Source organism: Hoyosella sp. YIM 151337 (genome assembly GCF_026041215.1).
In the GTDB taxonomy this organism is placed as follows: Bacteria; Actinomycetota; Actinomycetes; order Mycobacteriales; family Mycobacteriaceae; genus Hoyosella.
On record NZ_JAPEIQ010000028.1, the window covers coordinates 31201 to 55348 of the forward strand.

Below are 24148 nucleotides of genomic sequence, written 5' to 3' on the forward strand. Positions count from 1 at the left end.
CCTCCTCAGCGGGATGTCAATGCCTCCCGAATCGCCGCGATTTCACCTCGTGATCGCTCGGTGCCATCGGGGGCGCCATCCAGAATCGCGGCCCACATCTCCGTCGCCTCCGGTCCGTACGTGTGACCGTGTCCGCTTGGCACATCCGTGGAGAACACCATATCGAGCGTCACCTGCCAGAACGTCACAAACGGGATCCAGCGGACGCCTGGCTCCAGACGCGGTGACAGGGGCTCCTCAAGCCAGTCCGGCCGGCTCAGCAACAAGTCGAAACTCCACCAGACGATGGGGTCAGAAGCGTGCTGCCAGTAGACGATGCGCGGTGCCGGCCAATCGTTTGTCAGGCCGGGACCATCCAGGTCTTCTGGGTCAGACGCAAACCGGATGTGCGCGCCGTTCGCGATCACGGGCAGCACTTCCGGAGATCCCCGGTCCCGGCTTGCGGTAAGCATGCTCCACTGTTCGGAGAAGTTGGGCGTCCCCACCCACAGCGCCCCATCGGTGCGGGCCATCATGTCGTAACCGCCCGAGAAGGCTGACTGACCACCGAAGGACCCCAGGCTTTCACCAAACACCAGCAACTTCGGCCGGTCATCCTCCGGCAGGTCGCGCCAGCGCTCGTACACAGCGTCGAACAACGCACGTCCTGCCTCCTGTGGGGTCAGGCGGTCCGCGACGAACGACAGCGCACTCGGTAGGAACGAGTACTGCATCGACGCGATCGCACTGTCGCCGTCACTGAGGTATTCCAGCGACGCGGCGACGTTTGCGTTCACCCATCCCCGCCCCGTGGTGGTGGCGATCGCGAGCACGGATCGATCGAAACCGCCGGTGCGTTCGAGCTCATCAACCACGAGCCGTGCGGTTTCTTCGACGTCGTCGGCGGCCAGTCGTCCTGCGTACACGCGGATCGGCGTGACGGCGGGGCGGCCCGTCACCGCGGATATGTCATCCGCGCGGGGCCCACCGGCGACGAAGGTCCGGCCTTCCCGGCCCAGCGTGTCCCAGTCTTGCAGTGAATCAGGCGATCCGGAGCGCTCCGGTTCGACCGGCTGCACCACATCGGGCGCGGTCGATTCGTCCGCGATCGCCGCGGATTGTTCCGCGATGCCGACCACGCCGCGCTGCACCGCTCCGTCGATGACGAAAACCGCGAGAACTATAACGACGACGAGCGAGGCGAGGCGGGCTGTTGGCAAAGGCACAAATCGGTCCAGAAAGTGGGCCAGGGAGCGCGTGCCGAGACGGATCAAGCGCCCAGCCAGGACGAGGAGCACCGCGACGCTCACCGCTATCAGGATGAGCGGGATATACATCGGACGGCCTTCGCTTGGCGCGCCGACGATCTCACGGATGTTCTCTTGCCACCACGACCCGAGCACAGCGAATATCGGAATGACGATGACGGCGGTCAGCCCCAGCACAGTCCAACCAACCTGACGCACCCGGGGATGGAACGTGAAACTGTAGCCACACTTTCGCACCGCCCAGGCCGCTAAGCAACCCAGTCCATAGCCGATGGCCATGCTGATCGCGGAAGCTACGCCCTGGAACACCCACCACCGCGGCAGCAGCGATGGACTCATCGACCAGGTGTAAAAAAGCACCGCGAACGCCAGCCCCAACGGATGAAATGACTCGCCGAACGCACGCAGTCTTCGCATAGCCACCGACTCTATGCCGACCACCGCCGTCCCACGACTTGGTGTAGGAAGTCGGTCGACGGTGCACAGGTGCATGGTTGCCAAGGAGGTAACTTGGTTTCGACAGGGTCCTTGCAGACAGGCGGAACATGCACATAACTCGCGCGACGCGCCTGAGGTTCGTTCCGTTCGCGGCGCTCGGGCTGACGGCGTCAACAGTGATCGCAGGGTGCGGCAACGACGAGATGGGGGCGGCGATGGACGAACTGACTGGCAGGACGTTTCTCTCCACCGAGATCGCCGGGGCGGCAATTCCGGGAGGCGGTCCGCTTCGCCTCGAATTCGGTGAGGATTCCCGCATTATCGCGAACGCAGGCTGCAATACCGCATCCGGAACGGCACGACTGGAGAGCGGCCGGATCATCACCGGCGAGCTCGCCATGACCCTGATCGGTTGTCCCCCTGAGACGGCCGGTGCGGACGAGTGGCTCGGGGCGCTATTCGCCGCTGAACCAGAATGGACGCTGGAGGATGCGACGCTCACGCTGCGCACGGACAACGGGCAGGTGACGCTCGTTGACCGCACTGTCATGGATCCTGACCGGGCGCTCATCGGAACGGAGTGGGTCGTGGATTCACTCATCGAGCGGGACGCAATCAGCACATCCACTGATCTTGAGGAAGCGCGACCGACGCTGACCATCGATGAATACGGGCGCGCAACGGGAAACACCGGGTGCAACAACTTTAATGCCACCGCTGAAATCGAAGAGGACCGAATTATCTTCGGCCCGCTCGCGACCACGCGGATGGCGTGCCTGCCCGGACGTGACGAGATCGAGCGCGCGGTCCTTCAGACGCTGTCGTCTACCACGGTGTCGGTGTCCATCGAGGCCGCGACGCTGACACTCATGACCGATGCTGGGCATGGTCTGCGGTTTTACGCCGCACAGTGAACTGGCCCTGCCATCGGGTGATGACAGGGCCAGTTGCGGGCTCAACTCAGCGGATTACAGCCCCCCGAGCAGCAGGTGAAGCAGATCGCCAACGATTGCGATTAGACCAGCTACCAGACCCATGTTTGGCAGTCCTTTCATTCTGTTGCCGGAACTACATGTCACCCTTGCAAGGCACCGACCACGCTATGGACCACCAGTTTCACGAATGTTGGTAACGAGTTTCAGGAAGATCACTAGTTCGCGTATCAGCGTGTGAGTTTCTAACACGATCGTTACGACGGTCGATTACTATCTGCCGCTCGTCCGGTCATTATCTGTATGCGCTATAACCTTACTCCGCCTGCCCACGAAATCGTACGGCTGCTCCGCTCGGTGCGTGACGCCGACTTGCGCTCCCCCAGTCCATGCGAGGAATACACAGTGGCTACCCTGCTTGCCCATATCGCAGGGCTGGCGCACGCGTTTCGTCTCGCCGCGCCAACCACTCCCCGTGACGCCACATCGGAAGCGCTACTGCACAATCCGCCAGCGCCCTCCGCGGACGACATGCCGGAAAACTGGCGCACAGTGATACCCCAGCGGCTCCGCGCCCTCGCGGACACGTGGCGGAACCCCGAAGCATGGAGTGGCGAGACCACCATCGGGGGTGTGACTATGCCGTCGGAAATGGCTGGCCTGGTCGCGCTGGACGAACTCGTCCTGCACGGCTGGGATCTCGCGCGCGCCACCGGCCAGGAGTTCCGATGTGACGACGAGAGCGCGGCCGCGTGCCTTACTTTCACACGTCTGTCCGCGGCCCCCGATGAGGAAGCGGCGCGCGAAGGCCTGTTTGGGCCGGTCGTGGCGGTTCCTGCGAATGCGAACGTGCTGGAACAGGCGCTCGGCCTTTCAGGGCGCGACCCGGCCTGGTCGCGGCGCGCCGATTAGGTGCCGTGCTGCCCGGCCAAGGCGTCTACCAGTTGCGGCGCGGCGAGCGCAGCAGGGAGCGGCGAACACGGCCCCCCGAGCGACTACGCTTACGATCATGGTGCAGCAGGGGACCTACCGTATGGGCACACCAGAGGGGCGCCTCACGGCGCGAACCAGCAGGAGTGGCCTTGGCGCCAGAGCAGGCCATGATCTGGTACTCGAAGCCGGAGAATGGGTTGCCGTGGTGAGCGTGGACCATGAAGGCTCGGCAACAATCGAGGTGACGGTTGACGCATCGTCCCTGACGATCCGCGAGGCACTTGGCGGACTCAAGCCGATGACCTCCGCGGACCGGAAAACCACCGAAAAAAATATGCGCAAAGTCTTACAGCCGGACAAGTACCCGCGCGTCATCTTCACCGCCGCCACACCTACCACCCAGGGCAGTGCCGTGACAGCCGAAGGCGAGCTCACCCTCCTTGACGTCACACAGCCCCTCACCGTCAGCGGCACAGTCAGCACCGACGGGCAGGTCCAGGCGGAGGCGACGGTAACCCAAAGCCGCTGGGGAATCACCCCGTTCTCCGCCTTTTTCGGCGCACTTCGGCTAGCCGACGACGTCGTCATCACGGTCGAGGCGCCGCTTCAGCCAGAAGGCTGACCACCCCCACCGGTGTGACGCTGAACACAGCCGGAATACCTCCTGCTAGTTGAAAGTTGTATCATATAGTTGCCTGAGCAACTAACACTCGATCAACTCAGCAAGGAGCTCACCATGACTGCAGCCGCCACCACGGTTCTTCCCGGGCTGACCGCCGGAACATGGGTAATCGACCCCGTCCATTCCGCCGTCACCTTCAGCGTCCGCCATCTCATGGTCAGCAAGGTTCGCGGTGAATTCACCGAGTTCTCCGGCCAGATCATCGTCGACAACGACGGGTCCGCCGCGGTGTCTGCCGACATCGCAGTCGGCTCGGTGACCACCAAAAACAAGCAGCGAGACGAGCACCTTCACAGCACCGATTTCTTCGACGCCGCGAACTTCCCGACCGCTACGTTCCGCTCGACAGGGCTGCGCGCCGAGGGCTCTCACCTCGTTGTCGATGGCGACTTCACACTCCGCGGCGTCAGCAAGCCGATCAGTCTCACCCTCGAATTCAATGGCGTAAACCCGGGCATGGGCCAGGGTGAGGTAGCCGGATTCGAGGCCACCACAGTCATCAACCGCAAGGAATTCGGCGTCAACTTCGACGCCCCGCTCGAAAACGGTGGCGCGGTAGTCGGCGACAAAGTCACCATCACGCTCGAAATCGAAGCGATTAAGCAATAGCCGTACATCGTCGGCGGGCGGGCAGTCGCGGGACCGGCCCGCCCCCAAAACTCCACCGGGTAGCATCGCGGAGAAGGGACTTCGCTACGCAAACTCGGGGGGTATTGTCGTGGCTCGATCTGAAGCCGCCATCATCAGCTGCGCCTTGCTGGCATTCGGAGCCGCGCTAGCCGCGGGATGCGCAAACAACGATGAGGACGCCACGCCAGCCACGCCCACGCCCACGCCCGCGCCCGCCACCGAGCCCGCGGATGCGCACGCACCGCCACCCATCCGCCTCCACGCCGGCGAGACCGAGCATGAACTTCATTCGTGGAGCTACTGCTGGATCGACCGTTGCGTTGACGGCACCGAGCCAGAGGATCCGATTGCGGTGGGCAACCCCGAGAGTGTGCGGGTCGAGTTCCCCCACCCGGTCAACGAGTTCGTCGCAAGTTTCCGGGAAGCCGATGCTGGCGAATGCGGACGCACCTATGAAGCCGAACTCACCCACAACGAGGACGGCACATTCACTCTGCAACCGATGGGCGCAGCCGGCTCTTACGACGTGTTGTTAATCGCCCGCGCCACTGAAGGCGACGCCGCTGTGATGTTCCAGTGGGAAACACCCACCGATGGGCCCGTGCCCGCACCACAAGCGGCTCTCGCGATTGCGTCCGACTACGTTCCGCTCTCCCAAACCGCGCCCGATCTCACAATTACTGATCTGCGCACTGACCCAGAGCGCGCCAGCGTTTCCGTCACCATCACCCCCGAGGGCGGCGAGGCACAGACGCTGGAGTCAGCGGTGACGCCAACCGGGTGCCCCGCCGGCTCGCTGCGGTTCTTCACCGACCATGATCAAGACCTGCAAGATGCCCCGCCACCCTATCGGTACGACGTCGTACTTCAGCTCGATGACGAGACGTATGAAGCAAGCGCGGTGTGGCCCGGGGACCAGCTCGGCGAGGGTCAGCCTTATGTCCGTCTCGAATTCACGCCGCCGCTCCCAGCGCTGCGCTAACGCTTTTTCCGAAGCCCCAAAAGGGACATGCATCACAATTCACACCACCCTTGAGTGGTGACTCACACCGCTATGGGCGCCCTATGCTGACGCCCATAGTATGTGTATCGTTTTGACACAGACATCGGATTCGTCTGGATGGCGCAACGTTGCGTCTAGTCACCAGCGTGTCCGCAGAACTGTGAGAGGGCATCCCGACAATGTTTGTCGCACAGCCACCAGACGTCGTCGCCCCCGTCGGCGGTGCAGACGTCCGCGATATCGTCATCGCACTGATAATCACTGGCGTGGTATCAGCGCCGGTCGCGTGGTTCATGCTCCGGGAACGGGCCGGAAAATCATCAGTTATCGGGCGGTTCGCCGATTGGCTCGCAGCAAAAGATGGCATGCCGCGCTGGTTCAGCCTCCCCGCGTATCTCACCATTGTCAGCATTCTCGCCGCCGGTTTCGGCGTGTGGTGGGACGTGGCGCTGCATATGCAGGACGGACGCGATGAGGGTGCGCTGTCGAACCCGTCGCACTGGCCCATATTCTTTGGCATTCTGGGCTTCTTCAGCGCCGGTGTTCTGAGCATCATCCTCGGCCATCGCAGCAAGCTGCCCGGCCGGAACATCAGGATCGCGCCCGGCTGGCGGAGCCCGCTCGGGGCATTCATCATGACCGGGGCCGGTCTTATCGCCCTGGTCGGCTTCCCGGCGGACGACATCTGGCACCGCATCTTCGGCCCAGACGTCACCGAGTGGGGCCCCACCCACATCATGATGATCGGCGGAGCAGTCACCTGCATCCTCGGTGTCGTCCTGCTTCATGCGGAGGCGAAGCAGATTGGCGCGCCTGGCGCGAACTCCGGCTTTGGACGGCTGCGCGAAGCAGTCCTCCTCAGCCTCTGCATCGTCCCATTCGCGTTCCTCATGGAATTCGACCTCGGCGTGCCGCAGTTCCCCGCCGCAACGCAATTCATCATCGCGGCGTTCTTAGTCGGCTGGGTCTTCACCGCGGTTCGTATGCGGTTCGGTCCTGGCGGTGCCGTGTTCGCGTGGGCGGTCTACATCGTGGCGCACCTCTTCCTCATGGGTACCGTTGCGTTACTGCCCGGTGTGCTGATCGCAGGCTTCCTCCTGTTCCTGCCCGCCGCCCTCATCATCGAAGCGGTCGCGCTCGTCGTCAGTCCGGCGAACAAGGTGCGCTTCGGCGTCATCGCAGGCCTGCTCGCGGGATCGCTGGGAATGTACGCAGAGTGGGGCTGGAGCCATCTCTTCATGCCGTTGCCGCAGCCGCTGCCCGCGTCAGCCCTGCCGCTCATGCTCACCGTCGGCACAATCGCTGGTGTCGGTGGCGGTCTGCTCGCCGCCTGGCACACGCAGAAACTCGACCTCGTCGAAGCGCGCAGCAGCTTCACCCGTGAAGACGCCGCACGGGTTATCGGGCTTTCTCCGCGCACCCCGGCCTTCTGGAAAGCGCACGTCGCGGGCCTCACCGGAATTCTCACCTTTATCGGGCTCATGGCGATTTACGCGCCGCCGTCCGACCGGGAAGGCATCGAGGCAACCGCAAGCTTCACCGACGTCACCTACTACAACGAACAGGGAGAACCCCTGCCCGTGAACCCGGGCGACACCGAGTGCGACGGCGAAAGGCGCTGTGAAGCGATCATGACGGTGCGCTTCAGCGACCCGACGGACGTCGACGATGCGATCTGGCTTTACGCGCTTGGCTGGCAGGGCCGGGCCGACCGCGACCAGCCCAACATTCCGCGTGACCCAGAATTCGGCGGCGCCGAGGGTGTGGTCCGGGTTGTCATGTCTCCGACGGGGACTCCCGGCGAGTTCGTTTCCGAACGTCCGCTGCCGCTGTACGGCTCATGGAAGACGCTGATCCGCGTGCATCTTCCACCGACCGTGCACGTCGCATTCCCGGTCTACGCACCAGACGACCCGGCAATCTTGAGCGACAAGGGACGTCAGGTGACCACCGCGGCCGGTGAAACCAAGGAACTCATCACCGAGCAAGAGTTCCTGCAGCGCGAAGTCCGGGACGATGCCCCCGCCTGGCTCTGGACTGTCGCCTACATCATCGTCCAGATCTTCTGGTACGGCCTGATCGCCTTTTACGGCTGGTGCTACGCGACGGCAGCGCACGGCAAGAACAAGCGCCCGAGCAGCACGACGGCCAAGCCCCAGGCGGCCACGACGTAGCGGGTCCCACACAGCCGGGTGTGGCTGCGGAATCCGCATGCCACACCCGGTTTCGTGCTCGCTTGGCGCGTCAGCCTGGGTAGCCCAGCGCGGTGACGGCAAGCACAGGTTCACTGATCGGATCAACACCGAGAATCTGCTCGATCACCGCGTCGCACAACGCAGTGGCGGTGACGGAGCCTAGCCCCATCGCCGTCGCAGTGAGCAGCACAGTCTGACTCACATGTCCTGCCTCGAGGAGGATGTCCCGGTAGGCACGCCGCGATTCGAATCGCCACCGGCTCCGCTCGAGTACCGCTGTGTAAATCAGCAGCACCGGCGCCTGCGCCAGCCAGGGCTGGTCCCCTACCGCGCGGCGCAGCGTTGCCGGCCGGGCCGGCGGGCGAATACGTTCCAGACCGCCACGCGCGGAAGCGTAGTGATACACCGCCGGCTGCAACCCGTGGACCCGATTGACATGCGCATACAGTTCCAGCGGACTGCGGGCGCCCGCAGACGGACTGGTTTTGCGCACGACCGATCCGGTCTCTTCGTTCTCGATCACGTCGATCGGCCCCGCGGCGATATCGACCAGCGTGCCCAGAATGTCCAGCGGCAGCGGAGCAGTGCTGTACCGCCGCACCGAACGACGCGCAAACAGCGCGTCAACAAGTCCGGGCCGGGACCAGTGCGAAAGATCCCGGATGTCGGGCACGGTAACGGTGATGGGACGCTGCGGAAATGTCTTGACTGGCACCGGCGGCGGCTCGATCTTGGCCTTATCCGCGAAGGCCACGTGATCGGACGCCGGGTCCAGGTACGTCACACTCTCGTCAGTACGGGAAGCGAAGTGGTGATAGCGCGTCCCCGCCCCCCATGCTCCCCACTCGTTGAGCAGCCGCGTTTCTTCGTAGTGTTCAGCGGAACCTTCACGAATGAGCACCTTTTCGTCCAGCAGGCGGTCAGCAATCGCCCGGTGCAACTGCCCTGGTTCGCCGATACTGGATAATTCTCGCCACAACGAAAACCACCGCAGAATGCTTTCGCTTTCTGCGGTGAGTGCAAACTGGCGGTGGTGAAGATAGTCGTCCCAGATGAGGTCGCCACCCTTCCAGAACATCGCGGCGTATTCAGCGACCTTGACCCGCTCCATCCCATGGCCTCCCAGCATCTACCACGCGTGCTTCTGTGATAGTACGGGTGCTGAGTTCCGGGAATCAGCTCAGCGGACGTGGCCGACTTTCGATGTAATCGCTCTTGTGGGCGCGAAAAGCAGCTGCCTCCACTGAGAAAGCGGTAAGCACAACGTCGTCCGCTGCAACAGTGTCGAACAGTCCGCGTGCCATTTCCTCAATGTTCATCTTCTGCTTAACCCTTCCCCTATTCCCGAACGTCTCCGGCTGCGCTGCCGACGCACACGCTCAAGCCATCTGTCATGTACATCGCTGCGGCGCCGTAGTTGTTACACCCCGTTGGGAAACTTCATCACCCCAGAAACCGCACGCGGCCTCGGCGAAATTTCCTGGCGGGGCCGGGATGTGAGAGAGAGCACGCTCATACCGGCGGTAGCGGCGTGCAAAGCCTCACTATTTCCGCGAAACGGATGTTGAGTGAGACCGTGCGTTCGATACAGTTTCGACGCTGGACTTCCCCGACGATCGTGGATCAAGGAGCCAAAGATGTCTTCCTCGGTACTGGCACCGCGTTGCCGCTCCGCATTCGCAGCCGCTGCGGCGGCGTCCGCGCTGTCACTTCTCCTTGCCGGATGTGGTGACGAGCCCGCCGCGCCTGGCCCCTACGGTGGAGCACGCGACGCGACAGCTACCGCCAGCCCTCTCGAGAACGAAGACGCCGCACCCGGTACTGACCACTTCTCCTTCGTCGCAGAAGACGGCCGCCGAGTGGACGGTGACGCACGCATCACCACACAGGCCGGTCGCACGGTAATTCTCGAAGTCACCTCCAACACTCCCGAAGAACTCCACGTGCACGGCTATGACTTGTACGCGGACATCGAGCCCGGCGGGACAGTCCAGCTCGAGTTTGTCGCCGACCTGCCGGGCATTTTCGAGGTTGAGTTGCATCACGCACACGTGGTCTTGACGCAACTCCGGGTTGACGGATGATCCTTGCGCACGGCCTCCACGGCCGTTCGGACCTGCCAGTCCCCTTGTGGCTCGCGCTGTATACCGGCGCAGCGGCTGTGTTGGTGTCGTTTGTCGTGCTGGCGTTTCTCTGGACGGAGCCACGCCTGCGCGGCGCACGGGCCGGGCGGCCGCTGCCCGAGGTTGTCCAGCGCACCGCTGACAGCACCTTGGTCTCCACCGTCGCCAGAACTGCCGGTCTGGCTGCGCTTTTGGTTTTGCTGATCACTGCTTGGGCCGGTACGGACAATTCCTTCACGAATCCCGCAAGTACCTGGTTCTACGTGTGGTTCTGGCTCGGCTTCGTCGCCTTGTCGCTGCTCCTGGGCCGCGTGTACCGATTAGTGAATCCCCTGCGCCTGCTCGCCCGCGGACTCCAGCCCGTGCTGTATCGGCCGGGACGCGACGCTGCCCTGGACAAACTCGCGTACTGGCCCGCAATAGTGAGTCTCGCCGCGTTCTTGTGGCTCGAATTGGTATACCCAGCCTCGGATTCGCCGCGCGCAATCGCGATGTTCGTCACCCTGTACACGGTTGTGATGACCTTCGCCGGAGCATATTTCGGGCCTCGCTGGTTCGAACGCGGCGATGGTTTCGAAGTCTATTTCACACTCATCGCGCGCCTCAGTCCGTTCGGTCGCCGCGACGATCACCGGCTTGTACTGCGAAGTCCGCTCGATGGCCTGCTGGCTGGCCCCTCCCGAGGACTGACGCCGGTGCTCTTGCTGATCCTTGGCTCCACAACCTTCGACGGTGTCACCCGCATCCCGGGCTGGTCCGAGTTCACGGACCGGCTATCGCCGGTGTGGACAGCTGTCGCAGGCACCGTTGCGCTGGCAGCGACGATCGGGGCGTTATCGCTGATGTATGTCGGCGCGATGTGGCTCACCCGGCCCTACCTGCGGCGCCCCCGGCCTGGCGATCAGCCAATTGACCTGTATGGCGCCTTCGCGCATTCCCTCATTCCCCTCGCACTGGGATACACGATCGCTCACTATTTTTCGTTCGCGGTGTTCCAGGGCCAAGCCGGCTATTTACTGGCTTCAGATCCGCTGGGCCGGGGCTGGGATCTCTTCAGCACCGCAGGTGCGGGCATTGATTACACGGTGCTCTCCACCGCGCTCATCGCCCTTGTTCAAGTCGCTGCGATCATCATCGGCCACATCATCGCAGTGGTGTCCGCGCACGATCGTGCCTTGCAGATTATCCGGCGCGACTACAAAAAGACTGGACAATATCCGGCACTTGCGCTCATGGTGGGTTATACCGTCATCGGGATCGTGCTGGTATCAAGTGTCTGACGTCGAGATCGTTCTCATGCACCAGGGCGGCTGGGACGAAGCGCTCATGCTGCTCGGTCCGCTTGCGATTATCGCTGCCCTCATTTACACGGCGCGCAAGAAACGTCCACCTGACGGTGAGGAGTGGGAGGACGACTGGGAAGAGGAAGACTGGGAGAAACAAGCCGACGATTAGCGGCTGACTTTATGCGCGACCACGCGCGCGAAAGCCCGGCCCACCATGTGGGCGGTCGCCACGATTTCGGGTTCCCGGTCCTGGTACGCCCGCAGGAAACCACTTGGACTCATCGACTCCTGCGTCGCGGCGTCGGTGGCCCACGCACGGAACGTGCCGAACGATGCCTCCGGATGGCACTGCACGCCCCAGGCGCTACTGCCCACGCGAAAGATCTGGTTCGGATACATCGCCGACGAGGCGAGAAGCGTCGAATACGGCGGCAGGGCGCCAATCGCATCGAAGTGCATACTGGGTGACCGCATTGGATTGCAGCAGTGAGCCAGGCGACCGAACAAAGCGTCCACGCTCGCTTCGGGCAGCCACGTGAGCTCGGTGACGCCTCCCTCCAGGCCCGCGTCCGCATCGATATCGACAGCCCCGCCGCAGGCGAGCGCGAGCATTTGCGCCCCCAGACAGATCCCCAGCGTGGGCACGGCCCCGTCGACGCAGTCACGCAGCAGGGAACGCGCCTTCGGCAGCCACGGACAGTCATCATCGGAAATCGCGCTTTGGTAACCGCCAAGTACGATGAGGCCGTCGCCGACGTCGTCAAGGGCAGGCAGCGCATCGCCTTCGTAAGGCCGGACAACGTCGAGGCCGACCTCGCTGAGCGGATACTCGAGAAGGTCCAGCGGGCAGCTTGGATGGTTCTCGATCACCGTCACTCGTCGCACCAGGAAACTGTAGGCACTCGGTAACGAAAATTGCATGTTGAGAGGCGTTCATGTGTGCTCAGTCACAGCACTCCCGTGTCGGAGCACGAAGTTGTCGGTGCTGGCTGGTAGAAGAAGGGCATGCGACAAGAGCAAGACAGGCCAGACGAAGGCCCGCGGTGCGGCGAATGCATGGCGCAGCTCGACCACTGCCACGGGACCCTCATCATCCATGCTGAAGGTTCGGCGGAGTGCACCAGCAGCGAGTGCACGATGCCGTTCGCAGACCGGCACCTGTGGGTCCTCGACTGCGCTGCGCTGCTTCCGGAGTGCGCGTGCGCCGCGGAGTACCAGGGTGCACTCACGGCGTGAGCCCCTCTTTCGGTCTGGCGCCGCGTGTAGTAACGATGGGGACATGACACCGGCGCGGGGACGCAGCGTTCCGCGGGATCGCGATGACGAGGGCCGGGCGCTAAACGCCCGTCCGCGTGACGCGCTTGGCCGGCCGCTCCCCTACGGCGCGAAGGGTGTTGCGCGGCTAGAGGAAGGTGCGGTCCGGGAGCCGCAGGAAACAATTACCATGGCCGCCGACTTGTTCGGGCAGAAGCTGCCGTTTCATGCGCATGAGGTTTTCGAGGACGCCTGGAAATCTGCACCGCGCGAGTGGCGTGATCTGTGGAAGGGGCTCGCGCAACTCGCAGTTGGTATCACACACGCAGCGCGGGGAAACCGGACTGGCGCGGCTCGGCTGCTTATTCGCGCAGCCGAGCACCTAGAGATGTTCGCTGGCACGCAGCCGTACACAATCGACGTCGACGCGGTGCGCGCGTGGGCGGTGCGCACCGCCGGCGAACTCAATGAGTCGCGCGATTCTGGTCCCCGCTGGCTCGAGCCACCGGCGTTGACGCGAAACCTACGCTAGGAGCAGGACCGCCCTGGCTGCCCGCTCTAGCTCGCGACCGTAGTGGGCTCCCTGACCGGCAGCATGGACCGCAAGCGGGTGCAACTGGTGCAGCGGCAGTCGCTGCAGCCAGTCATTTTCGAGCTCACACACCGACCGGTATCCGTGCACAATGTCATCGAGGTACGGGCAGCCAAAGAGTTCCAGCATCGCCAGATCTGTTTCACGGTGCCCACCGTGCGCGGCTGGGTCGATCGCAATTCCCCCCGCAGATGTCCACATCACATTTCCGGCCCACAGGTCACCGTGAATGCGTGCAGGCGGCGCATCGTCATCGAACGTTCCCGCAGCGATGAGCTCACAGGCCCGCTCCACGACGGCCACTGTCGCGGCCGTGACCATGCCCAGCTTCCGGGCTCTCGGAAGAAATGGGAGCACGCGTTCCAGGGCATAGAATTCTCCCCACGCGTCATGCACCGCATCCGGGCCGGATGGCATTGGCTGGGTGCCGATAAACAGCTGTCCCTTGTAGCCATCCGGTGCTGCGCCGAATCCGGCAGCGCCCGCGCCGTGCGCCTTCGCGAGCTGCTGTCCGAATCGGCGCGCCGCTTCGGCACTTGGCGCGACGCTGTCAAGCCGCTCGAGTTCGATGAAGTCTGTGCCGCAATCAATCACCTGGGCCACTGGCAGCCCGGCGTCACGCAGCCACTCCAGGCCCGCACGCTCGGCGAAATAGAAGTCAGGATGCTTCGGGTCGTGTTTCCGGAAAGTGCGCATCTCATCCGTCAGGTAAGGCGTGTGATCAGTTGCTCGGCATCAATTCGCCGGTTGCGCGGTTTGGCGTCGGACGGATCGATGCCACCGACATACAGCCAGCCTAATAGCTTCTCGTTCTCGGCGAGGCCGTGCACCTCAGCGACTTCCGGCATGGTGGTGAACGGCCCGGTGCGCCAGACCACGCCCCAGCCGCGCTCGAACAGGGCGAGGGAGAGCAGATGGCCGAGACCGGCGGCGCTCGCTAACTGCTCCCACTCTGGGACGGTGAAGTGTTGCACGCGACGCAGCACAATCGCGATGAGGAGCGGCGCTCGCAAGGGCTTGCCAGCAAGCTTGTGGGCGTCCTCGATGTCGTCGGCATCGTCGAGTTCGGCCGGATCGCCGTAGACGTGCTTGACGATCGCGGCGCCGAAGCGCTCGCGCGCCGCCGCGCGCAGCGTGATGACGCGCCACGGGCGCAGCGCTTTGTGGTCCGCCACGGAGGTGCACGCCTGAACGAGTTCCGTGATCTCAGCGTCACTCGGAGAATCGTCGGTCAGCGTCAGGTATGACCTGCGCGCGGCGATTGCCTCGACGGCACTGTGCGGCCGCCGGGGCTCGGCAGCGGTGTGCGAGGCAGAATGTTCAGCATCCATCGCGAATAACGGTAGCGCGTTACCGGGAGCTGCGGCCCGGCACCTCACCAGACCGCAGCTCGGTAGCCCGACGCGTGTCAGCTGCGAACGTCGATCCGCCGTACAGACTCGGGCGCGGGCGCCGCTTTCGGCAGCGTGACCGTCAGCACGCCGTCGGTGAGGGCGGCGTCGATCCGTTCAAGATCGACTTCACCGGGCAGACTTACCCGGTAGCTGAACCGTCCGGTGCGGCGGGTCTTGCGGTGAATCACGCCGGACCGTGCGGTCTCCTTTGATTCCCCCGCGATCTGCAGCACGCCATCGCGGTACTCGACGGTGATGTCGCCTTTCTTCACTCCCGGCAGTTCTGCTTCGACGGTGTAGGCCTGATCGGTTTCCTCAATGTCAGCCGAGGGAATCCAGGCACTGGTTCCGACTTCGTTCTCAGGCGCTTCGAACCATCGGCCCACCCGGTCGTACAGTTCTTCGACCTCGCGGAACGGGTCGCGGCCGAATAGCGAGTGACCAAACACAGGGGAAACAGGACGCCGGCGGACTGGCACTGCCATTTCTCTCTCCTTGCTCGTTGATGTGCCTTTTGGGCGGGCTCTCCGCCACACCCTTGCGATTGACATAACCAATCGATAATTGAGTCTATTCCGCTCAATCTACAGTCCAGGTGTGAAACTTGATTTGCTAATGTCAAGCTCTAATGCTTGCTTGAAGGTTCCCGTATTCTCAAAGCAGCGCCACATCGATCAAGGGAGATCAATGAGCATCGCGACGACCGTCTTTGTGAAGACCCTGCAGGCACACCAGGCGCTGTACCAACGTTCGGGCGGCCGATTGGGCCACAAACTTCTCGGTATCCCCACACTGCTGCTCACCACGACGGGGCGCAAAACCGGGAAGAAGCGTGTCAGCGCGCTCACGTATGCCACCGTGCCCACCGGTTACGCCGTCGTAGCGTCGAATGGCGGTGCACGCACGAACCCCGGCTGGCTTCACAACGTCACTGCCAATCCTGGCGTCACGGTACAGATCGGCCGTGAGACTTTCCCCGCAACCGCACACGTTTTGTATCCGGGCGACGAAGGATACGGCGACGCGTGGGCGGCGGCGAACGCTGTGAACAAGAACCGCTACCACGCGTATCAGAAGATGACGCCGCGACCTATTCCGGTTGTGGTGCTGTCACGCGTGTGACCGCGGCGGAAGCGGAAAAAAGAAGCTCACTCTCTGCTGATACTCAGCGTAGCCGGGACGGTCTTGCATGTACTTCTCCAGCAGCTTCCCGCCGGTCGCGAACGCAAGGAAGTACGTCATGAGGACAGGCGATAGCACCGTCAGCACGCCAGGCCACGCGTCAGCGGCAATGAGGAAGATGCCCCACCAGACGCACGCATCCCCAAAGTAGTTCGGATGACGCGTCCATGCCCACAACCCGCGATCCATGACCTTGCCGCGATGTGCCGGTGACTCCTTGAAGCGCCGCAACTGGTAGTCACCGACCGCCTCGAAGGCGATGCCAGTCATCCACAACACAATCCCTGCGAAGGCGATCCACCCCAGTACGCCGCTGGAGACCGCAGCAACCTGGATCGGCAGCGAGACAAACCATGCGGCGGCAGCCTGAGTCAGGTAGATCTTGCGGACCGCCGCCCACACCGGATTACCCCCAGTGCGCGCGAGCATTTCCGCGTAGCGCGGGTCCTCCCCATGCCCGCTCGTCCGCCGGAACATATGCCACGCGAGCCGGGCACCCCAGACGCTGACGAGCGCTAACAGAACCAGCCGCCGCGCGAACTCCCCGTCCCCGGCGAGAAAGGCGGATGCAGCTACCGCGACGAACGCAAGCCCCCACGAGACGTCGACCACGTTATGACGCCCCAATCGAAACCCCGCCACCGCCGTCACAGCCATCACGACACAGACAGCAACAAGCGACGCGAGGGTGACGGCGGTGAAACTACCCATCTGCGGCTCCGCTCTTCATGCGCACCGCGGGAAGGCCGGATCGGCCCACGCTTCCTGGCCGAACGAAGAGCATCTGATCAACTCCCATGCGGCCATCCCGAAACGCCCGCCCCCCGCCAGTCAGATACAGCCGCCACACCCGCGCCGTCTCCACACTGGTCACGTCAACCAATTTCGCCCAGTTGGATTCCAGGCGTTCATTCCATGCCGCCACAGTGCGTACGTAGTGCTCACGCAGCGCATGGACATCGCGCAATTCGAGCCCTGGGTATTCGAGCATGGCTATCGTCTCGCCAACAGGGCGCATATCCATATCGGGGGCGATGAACGACTCGATGAACGGGCCGCCGCCCGGGTGACGGCCCTGACGCGACATTTGCTGAACCAAAACGCCTCCGCCGGGTTTGACGTTGTCATAGAGCGCGCGCGCATACCGCGGGTAGTTGCCCCGGCCTACGTGCTCGCCCATCTCAATCGACACGACCGCGTCAAACGGACCATCGGAGATGCGGCGGTAGTCCTGAAGCCGGATGTCCACGCGGCCATCGAGACCTTCGGCCAAGATTCGCTTGTCCGCGAAGGCTTTCTGTTCCTTCGAAAGGGTGACACCCACGACGTCGACGTCGTAGTTCCGGGCTGCATGGACCGCGAAACCTCCCCACCCGCAACCCACATCCAGCACCCGCATTCCAGGCTGCAAGCCGAGCTTCCGGCACACGAGGTCAAATTTATCGCGCTGCGCATCCGCCAGCGTGTAAGTGGGCTCATCGGAGGTCCAGTAGGCGCAGGAGTACACCATCGCACCGTCGAGGATGAGCCCGTAGAACTCGTTCGACATATCGTAGTGGTGGCTGATTGCCTGGCGATCGCGGCGCAGACTGTGCAGACGTCCGCCGATGCGGGCTTGTGATAGCGGGGGCGGCGGCGGTCGCCGGATTGCGCCGAGTTGCCGGGCCGCACGCGCGGTCCGCAGCAGCAGGCGCACGGTGGGCAGGACCGGGCCGAGGCCGCGCTCGCGTACCGTAGCCCAAACATGATCGAGCGCGTCCCCCAGATCACCCTCAACCTCGAGCTCCCCGGTCACGTAGGCTTGCGCGGCACCGAGTTCCCCTGGCCGCCAGAGTAGTCGGCGCAGCACGTTCGTGCTATTGATACTGATAACCGGCGCACCCGCTGGGCCCGCGCAGCTGCCGTCCCAAGCCTGAAGACGCACGGGCAGCGGGGATCCCGTCACGGGCGCAAGGATGTCAGCGAGTAGCGCAGCGACAGAGGGTTCGTTTGGCGAGCGTCGCAGGGCCGTTCCGTTGCGCGTGTGGTCTGACACTATGCCGCCTCCGAATCGTTTCTGTGAAACACAAGTTGTTCGACATCGAGGTAGCCCGAGGCGAAACCCGCTTCCGAATAGGCAAGATAAAATTTCCACATCCGCCGGAACACGTCGTCGAACCCCAGTCGGCGTGCCTCGCCAAACCGGGCACTGAAGCGCTCCTCCCACAATCGAAGCGTCCGCGCGTAGTGGGCACCCATCTGGAAACGGTCGCGAAGGCGTAATGCCGTGTGGTGCTCCGCAGTTCGCGACAGCGCCGTCACCGACGGAATCAGCCCGCCAGGGAAGATGTACTTGTGAATCCAGGTATATGTGTTGCGCGTTGCGCGCATCCGCTGGTGCGGCATGGTGATGGCCTGGATTGCCACCGCACCGCCAGGTGCAAGAAGTTCGTCAAGTTTACGGAAGTACGCTGGCCAATACTGGTAACCGACCGCCTCGATCATTTCGACTGACACTATTGCGTCGAACTGGCCTTCCACGAGGCGATAGTCAAGCATCTGAACTTGAATTCGATTAGTTAAGTCTAGAGACTTGACGCGCGCCTCGGCGAGCTGCTTCTGCGCCGCCGATAGCGTCACCGTCGTGACGCTGGCGCCACGCTGCGCAGCCCGAATCGCCAACTCGCCCCAGCCCGTACCGATTTCGAGAAGCCGAGTGCCCGGACCGACCCCCGTCACATCAAGCAGACGATCTATCTTTCGCCGCTGCGCGGCCGCGAGATCAGCCCACTCCGCGGTGGCGGGATCATCGAACAGTGCGGACGAGTAGGTCATCGTCTCGTCCAGGAACAGCGCGAAGAACTCATTCGACAGGTCATAGTGGCGGGACACATTTGACCGGGTATTGCGGACGCTGTTGCGTTCCGCGCTGGGCTGACGGCGCACGGCTATCGGCCGCAACAGCTGCAACGGCGCTGGTACAAGATCCGCCACGCGGTCCGCAAACGCGGTGAGCACACCGTGGACGTCGCTGGTGTCCCACTCCCCCGCCATGTATGACTCACCGAAACCAATCAGCCCGCCAGTGCCGAGTCGCGCGAAGAACGCGTCCTCGTCATGAATCACCATGCACGGCGCGCCTGAACCATTCCCGGCGACGCCCGGACCTGCCACCGGGCCGCAGTCGGAGGCCTCAACTCGGATTGGCAAGCGCGACACCGCATGGCGAAACAGCGTGCGCGCAATCCGCGCACGCAGCCCAGCGGCCTGCGGAACATGCGCGATGTCCGGCCAGCGAACCGGGTCGACTCCGGATCTAGGAGCACGGCGAATATCTGCTGTCTGAACGGTCACTGATTAACCTTTCTGCGGGCACTGCGCTCTTGCCGGTCATCTGTCAGGGCAGTATCTGCGCGGTCTGTGCGCACAACAGGAAGGCCGCGCAGCCACAGGCCGACGCCCTGCCAGCGAATCTGGAAAAACACGCGCAATGGTGGGACGGGGAGTTCGCGCTGTGCTCGCAGCACCGAGCGCGTACAGATGTCTTGCCGGAAACCAGATACCGATGCGATGAAGGCCGCTTCACCTGCCCGGTGGAGTTCGACACTCGCGGTCAGAGTCTCCCGCGGAAATGGCAGCCTGATTCGGTACCGTCCGTCGATTCCGTTGAACGGCGACACGCGAAACACCTTGTCTGTCAGCGTCCCCCCTGGTTCCGCGGCCGCAGCGTCCAACAGGTAGCAATGCCGCTCACCGTAGGTGTTGTGCACCTCGGCGATCACGGCGCGCAGTCTGCCATCAGCCCCGAAACACCAGAACACTGAGAGCGGATTGAAGTTCACGCCCAGCACCCGCGCGTTCGCGAGCATCCACACCTCACCGCCGCCCAGATCGATGTCATTCTCGGCGAGGAACGAATCAGCGCCGGCACGAATAGTCGGCTGGCGGCCATCGAAGTGATCGCGGGCGGTGAACCGCGCGAACGGGCGCAGCCATAGAGGCAGCACCGGCAGCCGATCGACGTTCACCAGCCACCAGACGCTTCGGTAAGTGAACTCGTTGTGCAGCGGAGATTTCCGTACGTGCCGAATTTCGGTGCGGTACAGCGCACCTGGGTAGGAGCGGGTCACCAGGCACCGCCAAGATGCTGCGCTGCCCTCAGGCCCGCTGCCGCGCCGTCCTCGTGGAAACCCCATCCGTGATATGCACCGGCGAACGCAACCCGATCAGTGTTCAGTTCAGGCAGCCGCTGTTGCGCGGCAAGCGACGACGGCGTGTACTGCGGGTGCTCGTACTCCATACGGTCGATCACCGCGTCTGAGGCCACAACCCCGGCCCCGCCAAGCGTCACCAGGTAGCGGCGGCCCTCGCGCGAATCAAGACGCTGCAGCCGCGTCATGTCATAGCTGACGAGAACGCTTTCGGGGCGCGCATCGCACGCGGGAAGACGGTAGTTCCACGACGCGCGCGCACGCGGGAGCCTCGGCAGAACAGCCTCGTCCGTGTGCAACAGCGCATTGTTGGGTGTGTACGGCATCGCGCCGAGTACGTCACGGTGCGCATCTGTCGGTTCCTTGAGTAGCGCGAGCGCCTGTGCGGGGTGTGTTGCCACCACGACCGCGGCGTAATAGCGGACCTCCCCTTGCGTGTCGATTACCTCGACACCGTCCGCTCGCTCGAGAACCGAGGACACCGCGCAGTTCGAGCGGACTTCAGAGAGCGCGGCAGCGACCCGCCGCACGTATTCGCGAGATCCTCCAACCACTGTCCGCCAGGGCGGCGAACCCGTAACGCTGAGCATGCCATGATGCTCAAGAAAGGCGAACAAGTACCGTGCTGGGTACTGGAGCGCCGTATCGGGACTGCACGACCACACAGCCGATACAAGCGGTGTCATGAAGTGGCTGCTGAAGTAGTCGCTGAAGCCGCCGCGCTGCAGGAACTCACCGAGGGTCTCGCCCTCGTTCTCGTCTCCAGAGCTCTCCAGCAACGACTGCGCCGCCTCGTGAAAACGTTTGACCTCCAGCAACATCCGCCAGTAGCGCCCCCGCGCGGCCGTGCGCCACGAGGGAAACAATCCGCCAGCTTTCTTGCCGCCGGCATACTCCAGTCCGCAACCTTCGCAGCGGACTGACATGCTCATGTCCGTGCGTTGCGTGCGGACGCCGAGTTCAGCGAACAAGCGCTGCAACGTCGGATACGTGCGGTCGTTGTGGACAATGAAACCGGTGTCCACCGCCAGCGGGCCGCCGCTCGTGCTCACCTCATGCGTGTCAGCATGCCCACCCAGCCGGCCGTCCTTTTCATACAGCGTGACGAAAGCATTGCGCTGCAGAACCCAGGCCGCGGTGAGGCCCGCCACGCCGCTTCCAATGACCGCGACTCGTCGCGGCGCCGCAAGATCCGGCATCTGCTCACCGTCCTGAAAGAAGTACTGCGTCGAATAATGAAGAGTCACCTTGATGTGGGAGATTCGGAGTCCATCCGCTCACGGATTGCCCTCACTCCTGCTCAGCAATGCGCACGACTTGTTCGCAGGCCCACTGATGCCAGAACGCCGGCTTCCGCAGCATGAAGTGGCCGGCCCCCTCGACTGGAGTCCAGGAGGCATGCACTCCGCGCCGCGCGGCCGCGACTACTTCACGGCGCGACGCATCCGGGCTTGTCCACCGGTCCGCCGTGCCATGCAGGACGCAGAGCTGCTGTCCCGGGCGGAACTGATAGCCCTCACCACCTGGCCACCACGGCGCCAGCGCAACCACTCCCATGACATCGGCCTGACCAGCCAAGCAGGCTGCGACGCGGCCCCCCATCGAGTGGCCGAGCAGGATGAACGACCCCCCTGGCCGCCGCACTCGTTCGTTCTCGAGCACAGCGAGAGCGTCCGAGATTGCCCGTGCGCCACGACCGTTCCAGCCGCGCAGTCCGTACTGGATCTGGATCGCCGGCAGGCCTGCAGCCCTGATCGCTGTGGTGAATGGGCGCATGCGCAATGCGGACAGATGCCACGCGCGTGCGGGCCGAACGCTTTCAGGCTTGCCTCCCGGCAGCACGAGCACCGTCGTGTTCATATCCTGCGTTCGGCCCAGCGGCGCCGCCGGTTTGGTAGGCCAGAAACAATATGGCGCGTTTCACATCGGCTCTCGTGCCCCGATCCGCACCACATTGACCGGATATTTCACGGGGAATGAGGGAAATTTGAGGGTGAGGGAATCTGCGAGAGGCGGGGTCCGGTTGGCTTTAGGGGTCCGGTGCTCACTACTCTTGGAAGGTCCGAAGTGCGATTGAAGGAGCCAGCAATGGGTAACCAGCCCGATACTTCTCAGCGGCACCGCGTCGTCGTCATCGGTTCCGGCTTTGGCGGCTTGTTCGCGACCCAGACGCTGAAGCGGGCCGATGTCGAGGTGACGCTCATTGCCCGTACCACTCACCACCTGTTCCAGCCGCTGCTGTACCAAGTGGCCACTGGCATCCTTTCGGTCGGGGAAATCGCGGCGCCCACCCGGGTGGTGCTGCGTAAGCAGCGCAACGCGCAGGTCCTGATGGGTGAGGTGATTGACATCGATGTGAAGAACCGCACCGTGACTTCGGAGCAGTTCGGGCACATCACCGTTACCGGCTATGATTCCCTCATCGTCGCCGCCGGTGCGGAGCAGTCGTACTTCGGTAATGACCACTTCGCGAAGTTCGCGCCGGGCATGAAGACGGTCGACCACGCGCTCGAACTGCGCGGAAAGATCCTCAGCGCGTTCGAACTCGCCGAGCTGTCGACCGACCCCGCCGAGCAGCGGAAGCTTCTGACGTTCGTGGTGGTAGGCGCCGGACCGACAGGTGTCGAAATGGCCGGTCAGATCGCCGAACTCTCACGTGACACCCTCGTCGGCACGTTCCGTCACATCGATCCGGGGCAGGCCCGAATCATCCTGCTCGACGCAGCTCCCCAGGTGCTGCCGCCGTTCGGCGAAAAGCTCGGCGGCAAGGCGCACCGCCGCCTCGAGAAGCTGGGCGTCGAGATCATGCTGAACACCTTCGTCACCGACGTCGATGAAAACGGCCTCGTTGTGAAGGACGCCGACGGCAACGAACAGCGCATCACCTCGTACTGCAAAATGTGGGCCGCTGGTGTGGCCGCCAGCCCACTCGGCAAGATCCTCGCCGATCAGACCGGTACCGAGCTTGACCGTGCCGGCCGCGTGATGGTCAACCCCGATCTGACGATCAAGGGCAACCCCAACATCTTCGTCCTTGGTGACATGATGTCGCTCGACAAGCTGCCCGGTGTGGCGCAGGTGGCGATCCAGGGTGGCCGCTACGCCGGCCGGACCGTCAAACGTGAAGTGAAAGCGGCCGCCAAGGGCGAGCCGCTGCCCGAGCGCAAGCCGTTCAAGTACTTCAACAAGGGCAACATGGCCGCTGTCTCGAAGTACAGCGCTGTCGCTCAAATTGGAAAGATCAACATCAGTGGTTTTATCGGCTGGCTGATGTGGCTCGCCGTACACCTGGTGTACATCGTCGGTTTCAAGAGCCGGGTTGCCACCCTGTTCTCGTGGCTGGTGACCTTCCTGACCAACTCCCGCGCCCAGCTCACCGTGACCGAGCAGTGGATGACCGCGCGGCTGGCGATCGACCACCTCGAGGAGATCGAGTCGAAGCGCAACGCCAGCGAGAAGGACACCGCGGACAAGCGCGCAGCTAGCTGACAGAAGGGGCCAGTTCGATGCGAACTGGCCCCCTTAGTCTCGTTACTGAGAACCGGAGAATTTCAGCCGGAACCGAGCCGTCCCGGGTCGGTGATGTTTTGCAGGCGCACATGCCCGCGAGCCACAAGTTTGTGCTGGTCGTCCGTGATATTCACGAGCCAGAGCTGTTGCAGCCTGCCGCGGTGCATGGGGATGCCATGAGCGTGGAGCGTCCCCTCACGGACGGCCCGGAGAAAATCCGTGTTGTTGTTGACGCCAACCACATGGCCGCGATCACCAAGCCACACGCTTCCGGCGAGCGACGCAACAGTTTCGACCACCGCGCAGTACACGCCGCCATGCACGAGCCCTGCGGGCTGATGCATGTCCGCACGGATGTGCCAGTGCGCGCGCACCGAGTCCGGCGTGATCTCGGTGAAGCGGAGACCGAGGTACTCCCCCATCCCCCGATTCATCAACTCTTCGAGTTGCTCGTAGTAGTCCGGATCTGTCACGGCTGTGGTGGTGCTCTCGTCGCCAGAAGACGTCATCGAGTTTCCCTTTCTGGACGCGGCGCTTGCGGGTCTGCCCTCACCCTA

27 protein-coding genes are annotated in these 24148 nt (G+C 63.5%); 13 read left to right on the plus strand and 14 right to left on the minus strand.

What is annotated here, in order from left to right:
• Positions 1-5 precede the first annotated feature (5 nt).
• Complete coding sequence (locus tag ONR57_RS14180; RefSeq protein ID WP_265124167.1) at positions 6-1664, minus strand: alpha/beta-hydrolase family protein; 1659 nt, start codon at positions 1662-1664, stop codon at positions 6-8.
• 128 nt (positions 1665-1792) lie between these two features.
• Between ONR57_RS14180 and ONR57_RS14185 the strand changes: the two genes are divergently transcribed.
• From ONR57_RS14185 to ONR57_RS14210, 6 genes are all read left to right on the plus strand, one after another.
• Positions 1793-2599 (plus strand): META domain-containing protein, encoded by an 807-nt coding sequence (locus ONR57_RS14185; protein ID WP_265124168.1) that lies wholly within the window; start codon positions 1793-1795, stop codon positions 2597-2599.
• Positions 2600-2920: 321 nt separating this feature from the next.
• Positions 2921-3529: a TIGR03086 family metal-binding protein gene (locus tag ONR57_RS14190; RefSeq protein ID WP_265124169.1), complete on the plus strand. Its 609-nt coding sequence runs from the start codon at positions 2921-2923 to the stop codon at positions 3527-3529.
• 97 nt (positions 3530-3626) lie between these two features.
• On the plus strand, positions 3627-4172 hold the full coding sequence (locus tag ONR57_RS14195; RefSeq protein WP_265124170.1) for a YceI family protein: 546 nt from the start codon (positions 3627-3629) through the stop codon (positions 4170-4172).
• 114 nt (positions 4173-4286) lie between these two features.
• Positions 4287-4841 (plus strand): YceI family protein, encoded by a 555-nt coding sequence (locus ONR57_RS14200; protein ID WP_265124171.1) that lies wholly within the window; start codon positions 4287-4289, stop codon positions 4839-4841.
• A gap of 109 nt (positions 4842-4950) precedes the next feature.
• Positions 4951-5844, plus strand: coding sequence for a hypothetical protein (locus ONR57_RS14205; protein ID WP_265124172.1), 894 nt, complete (start codon positions 4951-4953; stop codon positions 5842-5844).
• A 200-nt stretch (positions 5845-6044) separates the two neighbouring features.
• Positions 6045-8039 (plus strand): ABC transporter permease, encoded by a 1995-nt coding sequence (locus tag ONR57_RS14210; protein ID WP_265124173.1) that lies wholly within the window; start codon positions 6045-6047, stop codon positions 8037-8039.
• Positions 8040-8109: 70 nt separating this feature from the next.
• On the opposite strand, the gene ONR57_RS14215 is transcribed toward ONR57_RS14210, so the two are convergent.
• Together ONR57_RS14215 and ONR57_RS14220 are read right to left on the minus strand one after the other, a co-directional pair.
• Positions 8110-9171, minus strand: a complete 1062-nt coding sequence (locus ONR57_RS14215) for a SagB/ThcOx family dehydrogenase (protein ID WP_265124174.1) — start codon at positions 9169-9171, stop codon at positions 8110-8112.
• A 64-nt stretch (positions 9172-9235) separates the two neighbouring features.
• The gene (locus tag ONR57_RS14220; protein WP_265124175.1) at positions 9236-9379 is read right to left on the minus strand and encodes a hypothetical protein; all 144 of its coding nucleotides are present in this window, start codon (positions 9377-9379) and stop codon (positions 9236-9238) included.
• 318 nt (positions 9380-9697) lie between these two features.
• Between ONR57_RS14220 and ONR57_RS14225 the strand changes: the two genes are divergently transcribed.
• Genes ONR57_RS14225 through ONR57_RS14235 form a run of 3 tightly spaced genes read left to right on the plus strand, consistent with a single transcriptional unit; the run spans position 9698 to position 11638 of the window.
• Positions 9698-10144, plus strand: coding sequence for a hypothetical protein (locus ONR57_RS14225; RefSeq protein ID WP_265124176.1), 447 nt, complete (start codon positions 9698-9700; stop codon positions 10142-10144).
• Positions 10141-11463, plus strand: coding sequence for a hypothetical protein (locus tag ONR57_RS14230; protein ID WP_265124177.1), 1323 nt, complete (start codon positions 10141-10143; stop codon positions 11461-11463). The genes ONR57_RS14225 and ONR57_RS14230 overlap by 4 nt, the downstream gene beginning before the upstream one ends.
• Positions 11456-11638 carry a hypothetical protein gene (locus ONR57_RS14235; protein ID WP_265124178.1) on the plus strand — a complete coding sequence of 61 codons (183 nt, stop codon included), beginning with the start codon at positions 11456-11458 and terminating at the stop codon, positions 11636-11638. Before ONR57_RS14230 ends, ONR57_RS14235 begins: the two co-directional genes overlap by 8 nt.
• Here the strand turns inward: ONR57_RS14235 and ONR57_RS14240 are convergent.
• A complete protein-coding gene (locus tag ONR57_RS14240) occupies positions 11635-12354 on the minus strand; it encodes a type 1 glutamine amidotransferase (protein WP_265124179.1) in 720 nt (239 codons plus the stop codon). The genes ONR57_RS14235 and ONR57_RS14240 overlap by 4 nt on opposite strands.
• 120 nt (positions 12355-12474) lie before the next feature.
• On the opposite strand from ONR57_RS14240, the gene ONR57_RS14245 reads away from it, so the two are divergent.
• Together ONR57_RS14245 and ONR57_RS14250 are read left to right on the plus strand one after the other, a co-directional pair.
• On the plus strand, positions 12475-12705 hold the full coding sequence (locus ONR57_RS14245) for a hypothetical protein (RefSeq protein ID WP_265124180.1): 231 nt from the start codon (positions 12475-12477) through the stop codon (positions 12703-12705).
• A 43-nt stretch (positions 12706-12748) separates the two neighbouring features.
• Entirely contained in the window at positions 12749-13255 is a 507-nt protein-coding gene (locus ONR57_RS14250; protein ID WP_265124181.1) for a DUF309 domain-containing protein, read from the plus strand.
• Here ONR57_RS14250 and ONR57_RS14255 read toward each other — a convergent pair.
• The 3 genes from ONR57_RS14255 to ONR57_RS14265 form a co-directional block, all read right to left on the minus strand.
• Positions 13247-14011 carry a fructosamine kinase family protein gene (locus ONR57_RS14255; protein ID WP_265124182.1) on the minus strand — a complete coding sequence of 255 codons (765 nt, stop codon included), beginning with the start codon at positions 14009-14011 and terminating at the stop codon, positions 13247-13249. The genes ONR57_RS14250 and ONR57_RS14255 overlap by 9 nt on opposite strands.
• 8 nt (positions 14012-14019) lie before the next feature.
• Entirely contained in the window at positions 14020-14646 is a 627-nt protein-coding gene (locus tag ONR57_RS14260; protein ID WP_265124183.1) for a nitroreductase, read from the minus strand.
• Positions 14647-14723: 77 nt separating this feature from the next.
• The gene (locus ONR57_RS14265; protein WP_265124184.1) at positions 14724-15194 is read right to left on the minus strand and encodes an Hsp20/alpha crystallin family protein; all 471 of its coding nucleotides are present in this window, start codon (positions 15192-15194) and stop codon (positions 14724-14726) included.
• A 202-nt stretch (positions 15195-15396) separates the two neighbouring features.
• On the opposite strand from ONR57_RS14265, the gene ONR57_RS14270 reads away from it, so the two are divergent.
• Positions 15397-15831 carry a nitroreductase family deazaflavin-dependent oxidoreductase gene (locus ONR57_RS14270; protein ID WP_265124185.1) on the plus strand — a complete coding sequence of 145 codons (435 nt, stop codon included), beginning with the start codon at positions 15397-15399 and terminating at the stop codon, positions 15829-15831.
• Here the strand turns inward: ONR57_RS14270 and ONR57_RS14275 are convergent.
• The 6 genes from ONR57_RS14275 to ONR57_RS14300 form a co-directional block, all read right to left on the minus strand.
• Entirely contained in the window at positions 15820-16602 is a 783-nt protein-coding gene (locus ONR57_RS14275; protein WP_265124186.1) for a DUF1295 domain-containing protein, read from the minus strand. The genes ONR57_RS14270 and ONR57_RS14275 overlap by 12 nt on opposite strands.
• A complete protein-coding gene (locus tag ONR57_RS14280) occupies positions 16595-17926 on the minus strand; it encodes a class I SAM-dependent methyltransferase (RefSeq protein WP_374116446.1) in 1332 nt (443 codons plus the stop codon). The genes ONR57_RS14275 and ONR57_RS14280 overlap by 8 nt, the downstream gene beginning before the upstream one ends.
• Complete coding sequence (locus ONR57_RS14285) at positions 17926-19224, minus strand: cyclopropane-fatty-acyl-phospholipid synthase family protein (RefSeq protein ID WP_265124187.1); 1299 nt, start codon at positions 19222-19224, stop codon at positions 17926-17928. The genes ONR57_RS14280 and ONR57_RS14285 overlap by 1 nt, the downstream gene beginning before the upstream one ends.
• On the minus strand, positions 19221-20000 hold the full coding sequence (locus tag ONR57_RS14290; protein ID WP_265124188.1) for a DUF1365 domain-containing protein: 780 nt from the start codon (positions 19998-20000) through the stop codon (positions 19221-19223). Before ONR57_RS14290 ends, ONR57_RS14285 begins: the two co-directional genes overlap by 4 nt.
• On the minus strand, positions 19997-21280 hold the full coding sequence (locus ONR57_RS14295; RefSeq protein ID WP_265124315.1) for an NAD(P)/FAD-dependent oxidoreductase: 1284 nt from the start codon (positions 21278-21280) through the stop codon (positions 19997-19999). The genes ONR57_RS14290 and ONR57_RS14295 overlap by 4 nt, the downstream gene beginning before the upstream one ends.
• A gap of 91 nt (positions 21281-21371) precedes the next feature.
• Positions 21372-21941, minus strand: coding sequence for an alpha/beta hydrolase (locus ONR57_RS14300; protein ID WP_265124189.1), 570 nt, complete (start codon positions 21939-21941; stop codon positions 21372-21374).
• Positions 21942-22169: 228 nt separating this feature from the next.
• On the opposite strand from ONR57_RS14300, the gene ONR57_RS14305 reads away from it, so the two are divergent.
• Positions 22170-23570 (plus strand): NAD(P)/FAD-dependent oxidoreductase, encoded by a 1401-nt coding sequence (locus ONR57_RS14305; RefSeq protein WP_265124190.1) that lies wholly within the window; start codon positions 22170-22172, stop codon positions 23568-23570.
• Between the two features lie 62 nt (positions 23571-23632).
• On the opposite strand, the gene ONR57_RS14310 is transcribed toward ONR57_RS14305, so the two are convergent.
• On the minus strand, positions 23633-24025 hold the full coding sequence (locus tag ONR57_RS14310; protein WP_265124316.1) for a PaaI family thioesterase: 393 nt from the start codon (positions 24023-24025) through the stop codon (positions 23633-23635).
• Between the last annotated feature and the right edge of the window lie 123 nt (positions 24026-24148).